The organism is Azorhizobium sp. AG788 (assembly GCF_943371865.1).
Classification (GTDB): Bacteria; Pseudomonadota; Alphaproteobacteria; order Rhizobiales; family Xanthobacteraceae; genus Azorhizobium.
Genome location: NZ_CALRWL010000003.1, coordinates 113,975 through 130,049, shown reverse-complemented (window position 1 = coordinate 130,049; position 16,075 = coordinate 113,975). Strand labels below are relative to the sequence as shown.

The window sequence follows — 16,075 nt, the reverse complement described above, 5'->3', positions numbered from 1 at the left end:
CCGCTCCGACGCGCCCCTGCGGGACCGAATCGGGCACAGCCGCCGTTGCCTGATTCGGACGGGCTTTGTTCCGCTCCCGTTCCGCGCGCCCTGCGGCAGCGTCCCGATCCGGCACACGGACCGGCGGCGCCCTTCCCGAACAGCGGTTGCGCGCTTATGTTGGCGTGGACACGCGGCCCGGCCGCGACCAGATATTTGCTCAAGGAGCAGAGCCATGTTCATCCAGACCGAGGCGACCCCGAACCCGGCGACCTTGAAGTTCCTCCCCGGCCGCACCGTGCTCGGCGACGGCACCCTCGAAGCCCGCTCCCCCGAAGAGGCCGGGCGCTCGCCCCTGGTTCAGCGCCTGTTCGAAGTGAAGGGCGTGGGCGGGGTGTTCCTCGGTTCCGATTTCGTCACCGTCACCAAGACCGATGGCGAATGGGCCCACATGAAGCCGGCCATCCTCGGCGCCATCATGGAGCATTTCATGTCCGGCGCCCCGGTGCTGGCGGATGGGGTGGCCAGCGACAGCGAGGATTCGGATGAGTTCTTCGCCCCCGATGATGCCGAGCTGGTCTCCACCATCAAGGAGCTGATCGAGACCCGGGTGCGCCCGGCGGTGGCCAATGACGGCGGCGACATCACCTTCCGCGGCTTCAAGGAAGGTGTGGTCTATCTCAACATGAAGGGCTCGTGCTCGGGCTGCCCGTCGTCCACGGCGACGCTGAAGAACGGCATCGAGAACCTGCTGCGCCACTTCGTGCCGGAAGTGCTCGAGGTGCGCCCGGTCTGAGCGCATCGCCGATTTCGCGATCTTTTCCGGGGGATTGTGTTCTATCCCCTTCCGTCAGCGGCGTTTTCGATGGATCGTGGACGCGGGGAGCGAGCGTCCACCTTCATGTATGTTCTGGCCATAGATACTGCGCTGGCGGCGTGTTCCGTCGCCGTGCTCGATGCGGAAGCCGACGCCATCATCGCCGGCGATTCGCTGCTGATGGAGCGCGGGCATGCGGAAGCGCTCGTGCCCATCGTCGAGCAGGTGATGCGCGAGGCCGGTCTCGAATTCCAGGATCTGTGGCGGGTGGCGGCCACCGTCGGCCCCGGCAGCTTCACCGGCCTGCGGGTCGGCCTGTCCGCCGCGCGCGGCTTTGCTCTGGTGGCGCAGAAGCCGGTGGTGGGCGTCACCACCTTGTCGGCGCTGGCCGCGCCGTTCCTGGCCATGGACGATACCTTGCCGGTGGTGGCCGCCATCGATGCCCGTCACGGCCATGTGTTTCTGCAGATGTTCGGCGCCGGCGGCCGCACCCTGATCGCCCCGCGCATCGCCGCGGTGCGCGATGCGGCCCGGGCCGCCGCCATCGGCGCGGTGCGGCTGGTGGGCTCGGGGGCGCAATTGGTGGCCGATGTCTGGCCGCCGGGCGAGCGCCCGCCCATGGCGGTGGAAGTGATGGTGGCCCCGGACGTGGCCTGGGTGGCGCGTCTCGGCGCCGTGGCCGATCCCGCCCGCGCCGAACCGCGCCCGCTCTATCTGCGCCCGCCCGATGCCAAGCCCCAGAACGCGGCGCGCATCGCCCGGCGATGACCCCGTTCTCCCGGCTGTTTTCGGGATCGCCTGCCCCCGAACTTCGCACCGCCACCAGCGCCGATGCGCCGGAAATGGCGCGCCTGCACGCGGGCGCGTTCCATCGCGGCTGGTCGGCGGAGGAGTTCGAGCGCCTGCTGGCGGAGCGGGCCGGCATCGCCCACGTGCTGGCGGTTCCCAAGGGCAAGATGCTGGGCTTCGTGCTCTCCCACATGGTGCCGCCGGAATCGGAGATCCTGTCCATCGTCCTGGACAAAGGCGCGCAGGGGCGCGGCCATGGCCGGGCGCTGCTGACCCACCATCTGGGCCGCCTGGCGGCCCTGGGGGTGACGGCCTCGTTCCTGGAGGTGGAGGCGGGCAATGTCGCCGCTCTCGCGCTCTATCGCCGCGCCGGCTATGGCGAGGTGGGCCGGCGCAAAGGCTATTATGCCGGGCCGGACGGCGCCGCCGACGCCTTGGTGATGCGGCGGGATTTCTGACCCCTTTGTATGCGCGTGCTTGCGGCGGCGGGGCCACAGGGTGATAAGCTCGCGCCGGAACGCCGGGGAGACGCCTCTGGCCTGTGTCGGCAGTGATCAAATCAGGGGTGCGTGCGGTTGAGCGAGAAGATCAGCGCCATTGAAGAGGCCTGCCTCGCCAAGGGCATGCGCATGACCGAGCAGCGCCGGGTGATCGCCCGCGTGCTCAGTCTGGCCGACGATCATCCCGATGTGGAAGAGCTGTACCGCCGCGCCAGCGCCATCGATGCCAACATCTCCATCTCCACCGTCTACCGCACGGTGAAGATGTTCGAGGATGCGGGCATCATCGCCCGCCACGAATTTGGCGACGGCCGCTCGCGCTATGAGCCGGTGCCGGACGAGCATCACGACCATCTCATCGACCTGCGCTCCGGGCAGGTGGTGGAATTCCGCTCCGAGGAGATCGAGCGCTTGCAGGATGAGATTGCCCGCAAGCTGGGCTTCAAGATCGTCGGCCACCGGCTGGAGCTGTATGTGCTTCCCCTCGACGAGGACGCCTCGTGACCGGCCGCGCCCCCGGCGCCCGCCCCGCGCCGGGCGATGGCTATCCGCTGGATCCGCTGGGGCCGGAACAGCCGCTGGCAAGCCGCATCCTCGATGGCCTGCGCATCGGCGTGGTGATGACCCTGGTGGGGCTGGTGACGCTGATCGGCCTGCCGCTGCAATGGCTGGCGCTACGGCTGAAGCTCAAGGCGCGGCGGGCCATCCCCGCCCTCTATCATCGCATCGTGCTGCGCCTGATCGGGGTGCGGGTGATCGTCACCGGCGCGCCTGCTGCCGGGCGGCCGCTGCTGCTGTTGGTCAACCATTGCTCATGGCTGGATATTTCGGTGGTGGGCTCGCTCATGCCGCTGGTGTTCGTGGCCAAGAGCGAGGTGGCCGGCTGGCCGCTGATCGGGCTGCTGGCCAAATTCCAGCGCACCATTTTTGTCGACCGCGCCCGCCGCCACGCCACCGGGGCGGTCAACCAGCAGATCGCCGCGCGTCTGGCGGATGGTGATCCGGTGGTGCTGTTCGCCGAGGGCACCTCCAGCGACGGCAACCGGGTGCTGCCGTTCCGCTCCGCTCTGGTGGGGGCGGCGCGCGAGGCGGTGGCGGCCGCCGGCACGGTGATGGTGCAGCCGGTGGCTGTCTCTTATGTGCGCATCCAGGGCGTGCCCATGGGGCGCATCCATCGCCCCATCGCCGCCTGGTATGGCGACATGGATCTGGCGCCCCATCTCATGGCGCTGCTGCGCCAGGGGGCGGTGGACGTGGAGGTGCGATTCGGCACCCCCATGGCGCTGGCGGACGATCACGACCGCAAGGAGGTCACCCGCGCCGGCGAGGCGGACGTGCGCACATTGAACGGCTTAGGGCTGGTCGGCTTGCGCGAGACGCCGTGAGTTTTCAAATCGGGCGAATGCCGATAAGAGTGAAGAGACCATTAGGACGGGGGATGGGCCACGCGGGCGTCACGGGAGCGTCGCGCCCCTGCGCGATGCTGGAGACGACAGAACAGGCACGATGCACGAACCCCGCAAGCTCTATGTGAAATCCTTCGGCTGCCAGATGAACGTCTACGATTCCCATCGTATGGCGGACACGCTGGCCAAGGAGGGATATGTGGAGACACAGGACCCGGCGGACGCCGACCTGGTCATCCTGAACACCTGCCATATCCGCGAGAAGGCCGTCGACAAGGTCTATTCCGAGCTGGGCCGCCTGCGCAAAGCCAAGCAGGAGGACGGTCGGGATACGATCATCGCCGTGGCCGGCTGCGTGGCCCAGGCGGAAGGGGCGGAGATTCTGCGCCGGACGCCGGTGGTGGATCTGGTGGTCGGGCCGCAAAGCTACCACCGCCTGCCGGAATTGCTGGCGCAGGCGAAGGCCGGTGCACGCCCGGTGGACACGGAATTCCCCACGGAAGACAAATTCGACCATTTGCCCGCGCCAAGCGCTGCGGCCACACGATCTCGGGGCCCCACGGCCTTTGTCACAGTACAAGAGGGATGTGACAAGTTCTGCACCTTCTGTGTCGTGCCCTACACCCGCGGCTCGGAAGTCTCCCGCCCGGTGCTGAAGATCGTCGACGAGGCCCGCCGTCTGGTGGACCAGGGCGTGCGCGAGATCACCCTGATCGGCCAGAATGTGAACGGCTTCCATGGCGAGGGGCCGGACGGCAAGACCTGGGGCCTCGCCGCCCTGGTGGAGCGGCTGGCGCAGATCGAGGGCCTGGCCCGGCTGCGCTACACCACCAGCCATCCCCGCGACATGGATGACGCTTTGATCGCCGCCCATCGCGATCTGCCGGTGCTGATGCCCTATCTGCATCTGCCGGTGCAGTCCGGCTCGGACCGGATCCTGGCGGCGATGAACCGCCGCCATGGGCGCGAGCTGTTCGTGGACATCATCGCCCGACTGCGCGACGCCCGCCCGGACATGGCTTTGTCCTCGGATTTCATCGTCGGTTTCCCCGGCGAGACCGAAGAGGATTTCCAGGCGACGCTGGATCTGGTGGACCAGATCGGCTTTGCCAGCGCCTATTCGTTCAAATACTCCACCCGCCCCGGCACGCCGGCGGCGGGCTATGGGGCGCAGGTGCCGGAAGAGGTGAAGACCGATCGCCTCGCCCGGCTGCATGCGCGCCTGGAAGCCTCCAAGACCGCGTTCGATGCCGGCTGCAAGGGCCGCCGCTTCGACATTCTTCTGGAAAAGCCCGGCCGTCTGCCGGGTCAGCTCATCGGCCGTTCGCCGTATTTGCAGAGCGTGGTGGTGACCGCACCGCCCGCCGGCATCGGCGAACTCCTGGCGGTGGAAATCACCGAGGTGGGGCCGAACTCTCTGGCGGGCCGGGTGGTTGAGCATCAGGATGTCGAGGATCGGGGCTTGGCGAGCGACCGTCCGCTCGCGGCCATGGAGGCTTGAGCGTGCGAAGAGCGAACGATCGAGAGCGTCCCGTTGCCGCAAATCAAGGTCCGGCGCGCGCCGCCGTGACCGACCCCTGGGCGGCGCAGGGGGAATCCGGCAGCACGCAAGTGGTGCTGGCCTTTGACGACAATCGTCTCGCCACCCAATTGTTCGGCCATTATGGCCGCAACCTCGCCTTGCTGGAGCGCAAGCTCGGGGTGAAGGCGGAGTCCCGCGGCAATCATTTGACCCTGGAAGGCCCGCGCGATGCCTGCGAGCAGGCCCGGCGGGTGCTCGAATATCTCTATGAGCATCTCAAGCGCGGCCGCGACGTCGGCCCCGGCGACGTGGACGGGGCGATTCGCGAAGCGGTGGCGCAGGGCTCGCTGTTCGATTTCGATCCCAGCGAGGAGCGCCAGGCGTTCGACGAGATCCAGTTGCGCCGGCGCCCGGTGCGGGCGCGCACGGCGGCGCAGGATGCCTATATCCGATCGCTCAAGCGCCATACCCTGGTGTTCGGCACCGGCCCCGCCGGCACCGGCAAGACCTGGCTGGCGGTGGCCTATGCGGTGCATCTGCTGGAGCGCCGGATGGTGGACCGCATCATCCTCACCCGCCCGGCGGTGGAGGCGGGCGAGCGGCTCGGCTTCCTGCCCGGCGACATGAAGGAAAAGGTCGATCCCTACCTGCGGCCGATCTATGACGCGCTCCATGACCTGATGGACCGCGCCTTCGTGGAGCGGGCGATGCAGTCGGGCGAGATCGAGATCGCGCCCTTGGCCTTCATGCGCGGGCGCACGCTGGCCAATGCGGCGGTGATCCTGGACGAGGCGCAAAACGCCACCTCCATGCAGATGAAGATGTTCCTCACCCGCCTGGGCGAGAATTCGCATATGATCGTCACCGGCGATCCGAGCCAGACGGATTTGCCCGGCGGCATGACCTCCGGTCTTGCGGAAGCCGTGCGCTTGCTGGAGGGGGTCGAGGGCGTGGGTGTGGCGCATTTCAAGGCGGAAGACGTGGTGCGGCACGAACTCGTGCAGCGCATCGTCTCGGCCTATGAGACCCACGAAGCCGCCGCCCGCGCCACCGCCGTGCGCCGGGCCTATGGCGATCCCCGCCCCTCGGCGCAGATCACGCCGCCGGATACGGTGGAAGCCCCTTCGGACGTAGAACCGTCCTTGGAACCGTCCTTGGAACCGCCGGTCATCGACCTCCCGCCCGCCCGCGAGGCCCACTGACATGGGCGACGCTGCGCGACAACGATCCTCGGGCGTCCCCGCTGCCGCAGCGGATCCGGCGCCCGGTTCCGACGTCCCGCCGGACGAAACCGCCGTCGTCATCGACGTGATGGTGGATGACGACGGCTGGAGCGCTGTGCCCGATGCGGAGGGCGTGGCCGAGCGTGCCGCCCGTGCGGCCCTCGCCAGCCTGGGCGACGAGGTGCCGCCGGGCGCGGAGATGGCGATCACGCTCACCGACGATGCCCGCATCCGCATCCTCAATCGCGACTGGCGCGACAAGGACAAGGCCACCAACGTCCTGTCCTTTCCGTCTCCGGACCTGCCGGAAGACGTGACCCCGCAACCTTTGGGCGACGTGATCGTGGCGCGTGAGACGCTGCTCGCGGAAGCCCTCGCCGAAGACAAGCGACCGCAGGACCACCTGGCACATCTGGTGGTCCACGGCACCTTGCACCTCATGGGCTTCGACCATGAGGACGACGCGGAAGCCGAGGAGATGGAGGCGGCCGAGCGCCAAATCCTGGCAGGCCTCGGCATCAGCGACCCCTACGCTTTACCCACCGAAAGCTGACAGGCTTTAAAGGGAGACCATGTCCTCCACCGACCTATCGGGCGACCCGAACGCTTCCGAGCCGCAAAGTTTTCTCGATCGATTGCGTGCCCTCCTCGGCACGTTCCGGCCGCATGGCTCGCTCCGCACCGACCTCGTTGAGGTGCTGGACGCCACAGGAACGTCCGAGGAGGTCAGCGAATTCACCCCCTCCGAGCGCCAGATGCTGCGCAACATCCTGCACCTCAAGGAGGTGGGGATCGACGACATCATGGTGCCGCGCGCGGAGATCGTGGCGGTCCACAAGGACATCACCCTCGGCGCGCTGCTGATCGAGTTCGCCAAGGCCTCCCATTCCCGGCTGGTGGTCTATGACGACACGCTGGACGACCCCGTCGGCATGGTCCACATCCGCGACCTGCTCGCCTTCATGACCGGGGTTCACCCCGGCGACGATGACGATGCGGCCGAGCCGATGCCGGACCTGTCCGCGGTCAATCTCTCGCAATCCCTGGTGGAGGCCGGGCTGCTGCGGCGGCTGCTCTATGTGCCGCCCTCCATGCCGGCGGTGGACCTTCTGGTGTCCATGCAGGCGGCGCGCATCCATCTGGCGCTGGTGATCGATGAATATGGCGGCACCGATGGCCTCGTCTCCATGGAGGACGTGGTGGAGGAGATCGTCGGCGACATCGAGGATGAGCATGACGACGAGGCGGCGCTGATCCAGCGTCAGCCGGACGGCAGCTTCCTGGCCGATGCCCGCACCGCCTTGGAAGATGTGGCGGAAATGGTCGGCGCCGACTTTATTCCCGGCGATGCCGCCGACGAGGTGGACACGCTGGGCGGATTGATCGTCACTTTGGCCGCCCGGGTGCCCGGGCGGGGGGAGATCATCAACCTGCCCGGTGCCTATCGGGTGGAAGTGATGGAAGCCGATCCGCGCCGGGTGAAGGCCCTGCGGATCATTCCGCCCATGGCCGAGGCGGTGGTCGCCGCGTCTACGGGCAACGGCATCTGACGGCCGGGGTGACGGTCTCGATCGCCGCATGGGTCGCCGGCCAGTCCGGCTGGCGGCGCTTGGCCCTGGGGCTCGGATCCGGCGCGCTGGCGGCGCTGTCCATGGCGCCGTTCGGCCTCTGGCCGGTGCTGGCCCTGAGCTTTCCGGTGCTGGTGCTGCTCATCGATGGCGCCGCGGCTCGCCGGTCCCTGGGGCGCTGGGCGGTGGCCCGCGCCGCTGCCGCCGCCGGCTGGGCGTTCGGCTTCGGCTATTTCCTCGGTTCGCTGTGGTGGATCGGCGATGCGTTCCTGGTGGATGCGGACGTGTTCGCCTGGCTGCTGCCGTTCGCGGTGCTGGTGCTGCCGGCGGGCCTGGCGCTGTTCACCGCCTTAGGCACGGCGCTGGCCACTCTGGCCTGGCCCAAGGGGCCGGCGCGGCTGTGCAGCTTTGCGGCGGCGCTCACGGTCTCGGAATGGCTGCGCGGGCATGCCTTCACCGGATTTCCCTGGAACACCTTCGGCTATGGCCCGGCGGACTCCCTGGCCTTGGCCCAGGCGGCGGCGGTGGTGGGGCTCTGGGGCCTGACCTTCTGGACCGTGCTGGTATTCTCCGCGCCGGTGCTGCTGCTGGCGCCGGGATCCTGGCGCCGCCGGCTGGCGTGGCCGGCGGTCGCCGGTGTCGTCCTGGCCGCGACCTTCATCGCCGGGAGCGTGCGCCTCGCCACCACGCCCACCACCTTCGTGCCCGATGTGCGTCTGCGGGTGATGCAGCCGGCCGTCCCGCAGGGGGAGAAGTTCGCCTATGACAAGCGCGAGCAGGTGCTGTGGGACTATCTCGCCCTCAGCGCCCGGCCGAGCGCCACCTATCCGAACGGCCTGGCGGACGTCAGCCTGCTGATCTGGCCGGAATCCGCCTTTCCTTTCATCTATGAGCGCGAACCCTGGGCCAGGGCGCGCATCGGGGCGGCCTTGCCGGAGAATGTGACCCTGGTGACGGGGGCGGCGCGCATGGGGCCGCCGCCGCCGGGGCAGTCCTCCAGTTTCTTCAATTCCATCCGGGTGATGAATGCCCAGGGCGACGTGCTGCAGACCGCCGACAAGGTGCATCTTGTTCCCTTTGGGGAATATCTGCCGCTCCAGTCCACTTTAGAATCGTTCGGACTTGAGCAACTTACGCGTGTACGCGGCGGCTTCTCCGCGGGCGCCCGGCTGGCCCCGCTGGTGATCCCGGGCGCCCCCGTGGCCGCGCCGCTGATCTGCTACGAAGTGGTGTTCCCCGGGGCGGTGCTTCCCCAAGGGGAGCGGCCGGGATTCCTTTTGAATCTCACCAATGACGCTTGGTTTGGCGAGACGCCGGGGCCCTATCAGCACTTCCTTCAGGCCCGCCTGCGCAGCATCGAGGAGGGCTTGCCGCTGGTGCGTGCCGCCAACACCGGAATCTCCGCCATCGTTGATCCCCTGGGGCGCATCGTCGCATCGCTACCCCTTGGAAAACAGGACGTATTAGATGGCATGCTGCCAAAAAGGGTGGAACATCCCCCATTTGGGGCACGTCATTCCAACTTGGTCCTTATCTTAACCATAGCGGTAGCAATCGCGGTTGCGATTTTGCATAGCTCGCGTCAGGCTACACGCATAAGTTGATCGACGCTTGAAGTTTGTGTGCCTATCTTGGCCGCACTCAGGGCAGCCTTCGCAGTGCGAAGTGAGAGCAATCTTTTCCGACATAGCCGGAGAGACCATGGTCAAGAAGGCGCCGAATCCTATCGACAAGCATGTGGGCAGCCGCGTGCGAATGCGTCGAATGATGGTTGGCATGAGCCAAGAAAAACTTGGCGAGCATCTTGGAATTACGTTCCAGCAGATCCAGAAGTATGAAAAGGGAACCAATCGGATCGGGGCAAGCCGTCTTCAGCAGATTTCAATCGTTTTGTCCGTTCCGGTCGCCTTCTTCTTCGAAGGTGCGCCGTCCATGAATCCCGACGGGGACGGAGAAGGCTTCAGCGAGGGACACTCGCCGGCCTATGTCTCCGACTTCCTGGCCACGTCCGATGGCCTGGTGCTGACACGCAACTTCATGCGCATCAGCGACTCGAAGGTACGCCGCCGGATTGTGGAACTGGTTTCCGCCATTGCCGGCGAGGAAGCGGAGATCCAGCGTTCGATTTGACGAACGCTTTCGCTTCGTCGATCTTGACCCGCCCGCGCTGGCTTGCCACAAGACGGCAAGCCGCGTGGGGGGCAAGAGGAAGCAGTCATGGCGCGTCAGTCCTATCTTTTCACCAGCGAGTCCGTCTCCGAAGGGCATCCCGACAAGGTTTGCGACCGGATCTCCGATGAAGTGGTCGATGCCTTCTTTCGGGCGTCCATTGAGAACGGCTTCGACACCACGCAGGTGCGCGTGGCTGCCGAGACGCTGGCCACCACCAATCGGGTGGTGATCGCCGGCGAGACCCGCGGCCCGTCCGCCGTGACCCCCGAGCTCATCGATGACCTCGCCCGCAAGGCGATCAAGGCCATCGGCTATGAGCAGGAGGGCTTCCACTGGAAGAATGCCAAGATCGAAGTGCTGCTGCACGCGCAGTCCGCCGACATTGCCCAGGGCGTGGATATCGCCGGCAACAAGGACGAAGGCGCGGGCGACCAGGGCATCATGTTCGGCTATGCGGTCAATGAGACCCCGGAGCTGATGCCGGCGCCGATCTTCTACGCCCACAAGATCCTCAAGGTGCTGACCGATGCCCGTCACTCCGGTGACGCCAAGCAGCTCGGTCCCGACGCCAAGAGCCAGGTCACCGTGCGCTATGAGAATGGCAAGCCGGTCGGCGTCACCCAGATCGTGCTGTCCACCCAGCATCTGGACGAGGCCATGACCTCCCAGGACGTGCACGCTTTGGTGAAGCCCTACATCCTGGAAGCCCTGCCCGCCGGCTGGGTGACCGACGAGACCGTGTGGCACGTCAATCCCACCGGCAAGTTCGTGATCGGCGGTCCCGATGGCGATTGCGGCCTCACCGGCCGCAAGATCATCGTGGACACTTACGGCGGAGCGGCGCCCCACGGCGGCGGCGCCTTCTCCGGCAAGGATCCCACCAAGGTGGACCGCTCGGCCGCTTATGCGGCGCGCTATCTGGCCAAGAATGTGGTGGCCGCCGGCCTCGCCGACCGCGCCACCATCCAGCTGGCCTATGCCATCGGCGTGTCCGATCCGCTGGCGGTCTATGTGGACCTGCACGGCACCGGCCAGGTGGACGAAGCCAAGCTGGAACTCGCCCTGCGCGAAGTGGTGAACCTGCGTCCCCGCGGCATCCGCGAGCACCTGGGCCTCAACAAGCCGATCTATGCCCGCACCTCCGCCTACGGCCATTTCGGCCGCGCGCCGGAAGCGGATGGCGGCTTCTCCTGGGAGCGCACCGACATCGCCGCGGCCCTGAAGGCCGCTCTGGCCTGATCGGTTCGCGCCATCGTGGTCCGCATGGCCGGGTTCGTCCCGGCCATGCGCATTTTCAAGCCCCGGAAGGATGCCGGCGCGCCGGCGTGAGACTTTGATTTCCGACAGCGAACATAAGGGCGCCTTCTACGGGCGTCGCGTGGGCAAGCCCCTGCGCCAGGCGCAGCAGGATGCCCTCGATGGCACCTTGCCCGGCTATCTCATCGATCTCGACCATCTGCTGCCGCTGGCGGGCCTGTTCCCGCACGCGATCGCCGAATTGCGGCTGGAGATCGGCTTCGGCGGCGGCGAGCATCTGATGGCGGAGGCGGCCCGCTGCCCGGACATGGGCTATATCGGCATCGAGCCGTTCTTGAACGGCATGGCCAAGATGTCCCAGACCCTGACGGACCGCCCGCTGCCCAATGTACGGCTGTTCAACCAGGATGCGGCGCTGCTGCTGGAGCGCCTGCCCGCGGCGTCGCTGGCCCAGGTGGAACTGCTCTATCCCGATCCCTGGCCCAAGCGCCGGCACTGGAAGCGGCGGTTCGTCCGGCCCGACAATCTCGATCTGCTCGCCCGCGCCCTGCGCCCCGGCGGCACCTTCCGCTTTGCCAGCGACGTGGCCGATTATGTGGACTGGACCTTGCGCGAAGTGCGCGCCCATGGCGCCTTCCGCTGGACCCAGACCCGCGCCGACGACTGGCGCACGCCCTATCCGTTCTGGCCCGGCACCCGCTATGAGGCCAAGGCGCTGCAAGTGGGCCGGGTGCCCACCTATCTCGCGTTCGAGCGCATCTGACGCTGCGCGTCCGGCCTTGTGGCGCCGCCCGGCGAAAGCCTAAAAGGGCGTTCTGACCGCACGAGGGGCACGGCCATGTTCGTCCGCCAGCTGCATTATCTGGTGGCCGTGGCCCGCGAGGGCCATTTCGGCCGTGCCGCCGATGCCTGCCATGTGACCCAGCCCACCTTGTCCGCCGGCCTGCGCAAGCTGGAAGAGGAATTGGGCCAGCCTTTGGTGCTGCGCGGGCACCGCTTCATGGGCCTGACCGACCAAGGCACGCGGGTGCTGGGCTGGGCCCAGCGTATCATCGACGATTATGAGAGCCTGCGGCAGGATCTCTCCGGCGCCGAGGCCGGCCTCTCCGGCATCCTGCGCCTCGGCGCCGTGCCGGCGACGCTGCCGGCCTTGCCGGATCTGGTGACGGCGTTCTGCGCCCGCCATCCCGACGTGCGGGTGCAGATCAACTCCCTGAGCGCGCTGGCCATTCAGCGCGGCATCGACGATCAGGCGCTGGATGCGGGGGTGAGCTATCTCACCGGCGTGCGCCCCGCCCGCATGCGTTGGCTGCCGTTCTACCAGGAGCGCTACGTATTCGTGACCGCCCGTGCCGGCGCAGCTTTGCCGGCGACCATGACCTGGGCGGAGGCGGCGAGCTATCCGCTGTGCCTGCTGACGCCGGACATGCAGAACCGCCAGATCATCGATGAGGCTCTGGCGCGGGCCGGTGTCGCTTCGCTGCCGCGCATCGAGGCTAATTCGTTTTTCGGCGTGTGGTCGCAGGTGGGCTCCGGCGCCTGGGCCAGCATCGTGCCGCACACCCATCTGGCCACCTTCGGGCGCAGTGCCGACATCGCCGCGGTGCCGCTGGAGGGGCCGGAATGCGGCCAGCCGGTGGGCCTGGTGCTGGCCGAGCGCGATCCGCTGGCCCCGGTGGCTGCCGCCTTCCTGCGGCTGGCGCAGCGCTGGACCTGGCCGGACGACGGCGCCACTTCATAGACAGCGTCGATCAATCCTTGCACGCAAACGATTGGACCGACCGCGTTCAATTGATTTGAATGATCAATGTCGGCACCGAGCGTGCTGCATTTCTGACCCTTGCTGCACTGCCCCGGACGCCTCAGGCGCTCCGGGGCGCTTTCAGGGCGTCCGGCAAACCAAACTCCCCCTCCGATCGAGATCATCCCGGTGCTGCGCCCGCCACAGGCAGGCCGCCGGGTGGAGATGATCGGGCCAACCGGGTCATTCCCGGGGCCGTCCCGCCGCTCCGGACGGCGGCGAAAACGACGGAAAAGAAGCCGGTCTGCTTCCGCTTGCGCCTTTTGGTTTTACGTCTATATTGCAGCCGTCCCCCATGGGGATGCCTCAGAGCCATCGTCGTCGAAGGTGATGAGAGTGGGTCCCCAGCGGGGCCCGCTCGTTTTCTGCTTACGCGGATCATCCCGTCTCGGCTGGCGGCTCCGAGCCGGCCCGGAAACGGGTCGGACTGCAGAGATTTTGATGCCCGTCCGGCAGTGCGCCGGGGGCGGCATCCCCGCCGGGTCCTCAGAACGCCCGGCAACACGACCCTGTGTTCAAGCCAACTTTTGTTCAAGCCAAACGACCCGTCCCGGAGGGACATGACCGAAGCTCTCGACGCGCTGGATCCCAACGAACCGCGCCTGATCACCGAAAATGGCGTGGCCGCCCGTGTGGCCGCCATCGTCACGCCCGTGCTCGCGGACCTGAACCTGCGCCTGGTGCGGGTGAAGATCACCGCCCGGGACGGCGGCACCTGCCAGATCATGGCCGAACGGCCTGACGGTTCCATGACCATCGAGGATTGCGAGGCTGCGTCGCGCGCCATATCGCCGGTCCTGGACGTGGAAGATCCCATCGCCAGCGCCTACCGCCTGGAAATGTCCTCCCCCGGCATCGACCGGCCGCTGGTGCGGCTGTCGGACTTCGCCCGGTGGTCCGGCCATGAGGTGAAGGTGGAAATGGCCGTGCCGGTGGCCGGTCGCAAGCGGTTCCGCGGCATCCTCCTGGGCACCAAGGGCGAAGCCGCCGTGCTGCGCCGCACCGATGCCCCCGCCGGCGAAGATCCCGATGTGGACCTGCCCGCCGCCGACATCGGCGAAGCCAAGCTGGTGCTGACCGACGCCCTCATCACCGAGGCGCTGCGCCGGGCCAAGGCCGCCGAGCGCGACGACGATGATCTCGACGACGCGGTCGAAGACGACGCCGAGGCCGAGGCCGACGCCCGCAAGATGGCCACCGACGCCGCCAATGCGGAACGGGCCAATGCCAAGAAGGCGGCGGCGACCGCCGACAAGCGCGCCGAGAAGGCCGCCCGCAAGGCGGCCAAGGCCGAAAAGGCGACGCAGCTGAAGAAGGCCGGCAAGGGCAAGCGCTCTGCCACCGAAGAGATCGACCTCGCCACCTCCAATCCTGTCCCCCGCGCCGAGCGGACGGGCAAGCCCAAAGCGAAGGAGACGCACTGATGGTTGCCGTCAGCGCAAACCGGCTGGAACTGCTGCAGATCGCCGAAGCGGTCGCGCGGGAAAAAACCATCGACCGGAGCATCGTCATCGCGGCGATGGAAGACGCCATCGCCAAGGCCGCGCGCTCGCGCTACGGCCAGGAGACGGACATCCACGCGGAGATCAACCCGCGCACCGGCGAACTGCGGCTCGCCCGGCATCTGCTGGTGGTGGACGAGGTGGACAATTCCGCCATCGAGATCACCCTGGATGGCGCCCGCCGGCACAATCCCGCCGCCCAGGTGGGCGACACCATCGCGGACACCTTGCCGCCGTTCGACTTCGGGCGCATCGCCGCCCAGTCGGCCAAGCAGGTGATCGTGCAGAAGGTGCGCGAGGCCGAGCGCGACCGGCAGTATGACGAATATAAGGACCGCATCGGCGAGGTCTCCAACGGCCTGGTCAAGCGGGTCGAATATGGCAACGTGGTGGTCGATCTCGGCCGCGGCGAAGCCATCATGCGCCGCGACGAACTGCTGCCGCGCGAAGTGGTGAAGACCGGCGATCGCGTCCGCGCCTATATCTATGACGTGCGCCGCGAACCCCGCGGCCCGCAGATCTTCCTCTCCCGCACCCATCCGCAGTTCATGGCGAAGCTGTTCGCCCAGGAAGTGCCGGAAATCTACGACGGCATCGTCGAGATCAAGGCGGTGGCCCGTGATCCCGGCTCCCGCGCCAAGATCGCCGTGGTCTCCCGCGACCAGTCCGTGGACCCGGTGGGCGCCTGCGTCGGTATGCGCGGATCGCGCGTGCAGGCGGTGGTGAACGAGCTGCAGGGCGAGAAGATCGACATCATCCCCTGGAGCCCGGAGATCGCCACCTTCATCGTCAATGCGCTTGCCCCGGCCGAAGTGGTCAAGGTGGTGCTGGACGAGGATCGCGAGCGCATCGAAGTGGTGGTGCCCGACGCCCAGCTGTCGCTGGCCATCGGCCGCCGCGGCCAGAATGTGCGCCTTGCCTCCCAGCTCACCGGCTGGGACATCGACATCATGACCGAGCAGGAAGAGAGCGAGCGCCGGCAGAAGGAATTCGCCGAGCGCACCCAGATGTTCGCCGAGGCCCTCGACCTCGACGAGATGATGGGCCAGCTGCTCACCTCCGAAGGCTTCACCTCGGTGGAAGAAATCGCTTACGTGCCGATCTCGGAACTGGGCTCCATCGAAGGCTTCGATGAAGAGACCGCCGGCGAACTTCAGGCCCGCGCCCTCAAGCATCTGGCCGACGTGGAAGAGGCGCTCGACGCCGAGCGCCGCGAGCTGGGTGTGGCGGACGATCTGAAGACCGTGCCCGGCGTCACCTCCAAGATGCTGGTGGCGTTCGGCAAGAACGACATCAAGAGCACCGAGGATCTCGCCGGCTGCGCCACCGACGATCTGGTGGGCTGGAGCGAGCGCAAGGACGGCGAGACCGTCCGCTTCCCCGGCGCCCTCGACGGCTTCGAACTGACCCGCGAAGACGCGGAACAGTTGATCCTCCAGGCCCGCGTCGCGGCCGGCTGGATCACCGAAGACGATATGAATCAAACATCGGACGAAGGCGAAGACGCCGCGTCCGATGATGAATCCGCCTGAGCGCAAG

16 protein-coding genes are annotated in these 16,075 nt (G+C 67.4%); all 16 read left to right on the top strand.

What is annotated here, in order from left to right; all coding sequences use genetic code 11:
- Window positions 1-214: 214 nt before the first annotated feature.
- The gene (locus AAG816_RS03440) at window positions 215-775 is read left to right on the top strand and encodes a NifU family protein (protein WP_341988094.1); all 561 of its coding nucleotides are present in this window, start codon (window positions 215-217) and stop codon (window positions 773-775) included.
- Between the two features lie 105 nt (window positions 776-880).
- Entirely contained in the window at window positions 881-1,564 is a 684-nt protein-coding gene (gene tsaB, locus AAG816_RS03435; protein ID WP_341988093.1) for a tRNA (adenosine(37)-N6)-threonylcarbamoyltransferase complex dimerization subunit type 1 TsaB, read from the top strand.
- Entirely contained in the window at window positions 1,561-2,043 is a 483-nt protein-coding gene (gene rimI, locus AAG816_RS03430) for a ribosomal protein S18-alanine N-acetyltransferase (RefSeq protein WP_341988092.1), read from the top strand. The genes tsaB and rimI overlap by 4 nt, the downstream gene beginning before the upstream one ends.
- 165 nt (window positions 2,044-2,208) lie before the next feature.
- Window positions 2,209-2,589, top strand: a complete 381-nt coding sequence (locus tag AAG816_RS03425; protein ID WP_341988190.1) for a Fur family transcriptional regulator — start codon at window positions 2,209-2,211, stop codon at window positions 2,587-2,589.
- On the top strand, window positions 2,586-3,470 hold the full coding sequence (locus tag AAG816_RS03420) for a lysophospholipid acyltransferase family protein (RefSeq protein WP_341988091.1): 885 nt from the start codon (window positions 2,586-2,588) through the stop codon (window positions 3,468-3,470). Before AAG816_RS03425 ends, AAG816_RS03420 begins: the two co-directional genes overlap by 4 nt.
- 121 nt (window positions 3,471-3,591) lie before the next feature.
- Window positions 3,592-4,992 carry a tRNA (N6-isopentenyl adenosine(37)-C2)-methylthiotransferase MiaB gene (gene miaB, locus AAG816_RS03415; protein ID WP_341988090.1) on the top strand — a complete coding sequence of 467 codons (1,401 nt, stop codon included), beginning with the start codon at window positions 3,592-3,594 and terminating at the stop codon, window positions 4,990-4,992.
- A gap of 65 nt (window positions 4,993-5,057) precedes the next feature.
- Window positions 5,058-6,215, top strand: coding sequence for a PhoH family protein (locus AAG816_RS03410; RefSeq protein WP_341988089.1), 1,158 nt, complete (start codon window positions 5,058-5,060; stop codon window positions 6,213-6,215).
- A gap of 1 nt (window position 6,216) precedes the next feature.
- Complete coding sequence (gene ybeY, locus AAG816_RS03405) at window positions 6,217-6,789, top strand: rRNA maturation RNase YbeY (RefSeq protein WP_341988088.1); 573 nt, start codon at window positions 6,217-6,219, stop codon at window positions 6,787-6,789.
- A gap of 19 nt (window positions 6,790-6,808) precedes the next feature.
- Complete coding sequence (locus AAG816_RS03400; RefSeq protein ID WP_341988087.1) at window positions 6,809-7,786, top strand: hemolysin family protein; 978 nt, start codon at window positions 6,809-6,811, stop codon at window positions 7,784-7,786.
- A gap of 8 nt (window positions 7,787-7,794) precedes the next feature.
- Window positions 7,795-9,408 (top strand): apolipoprotein N-acyltransferase, encoded by a 1,614-nt coding sequence (lnt, locus tag AAG816_RS03395; RefSeq protein WP_341988086.1) that lies wholly within the window; start codon window positions 7,795-7,797, stop codon window positions 9,406-9,408.
- A 97-nt stretch (window positions 9,409-9,505) separates the two neighbouring features.
- Entirely contained in the window at window positions 9,506-9,934 is a 429-nt protein-coding gene (locus tag AAG816_RS03390; protein ID WP_341988085.1) for a helix-turn-helix transcriptional regulator, read from the top strand.
- Window positions 9,935-10,021: 87 nt separating this feature from the next.
- Entirely contained in the window at window positions 10,022-11,215 is a 1,194-nt protein-coding gene (gene metK / locus AAG816_RS03385) for a methionine adenosyltransferase (protein ID WP_341988083.1), read from the top strand.
- Between the two features lie 139 nt (window positions 11,216-11,354).
- Window positions 11,355-11,996: a tRNA (guanine(46)-N(7))-methyltransferase TrmB gene (locus tag AAG816_RS03380; protein WP_341988082.1), complete on the top strand. Its 642-nt coding sequence runs from the start codon at window positions 11,355-11,357 to the stop codon at window positions 11,994-11,996.
- 75 nt (window positions 11,997-12,071) lie between these two features.
- Window positions 12,072-12,974, top strand: coding sequence for a LysR family transcriptional regulator (locus tag AAG816_RS03375; RefSeq protein WP_341988081.1), 903 nt, complete (start codon window positions 12,072-12,074; stop codon window positions 12,972-12,974).
- Between the two features lie 620 nt (window positions 12,975-13,594).
- Complete coding sequence (rimP, locus tag AAG816_RS03370; protein ID WP_341988080.1) at window positions 13,595-14,458, top strand: ribosome maturation factor RimP; 864 nt, start codon at window positions 13,595-13,597, stop codon at window positions 14,456-14,458.
- Window positions 14,458-16,068, top strand: a complete 1,611-nt coding sequence (gene nusA / locus AAG816_RS03365) for a transcription termination factor NusA (RefSeq protein ID WP_341988079.1) — start codon at window positions 14,458-14,460, stop codon at window positions 16,066-16,068. Before rimP ends, nusA begins: the two co-directional genes overlap by 1 nt.
- Window positions 16,069-16,075: the final 7 nt, after the last annotated feature.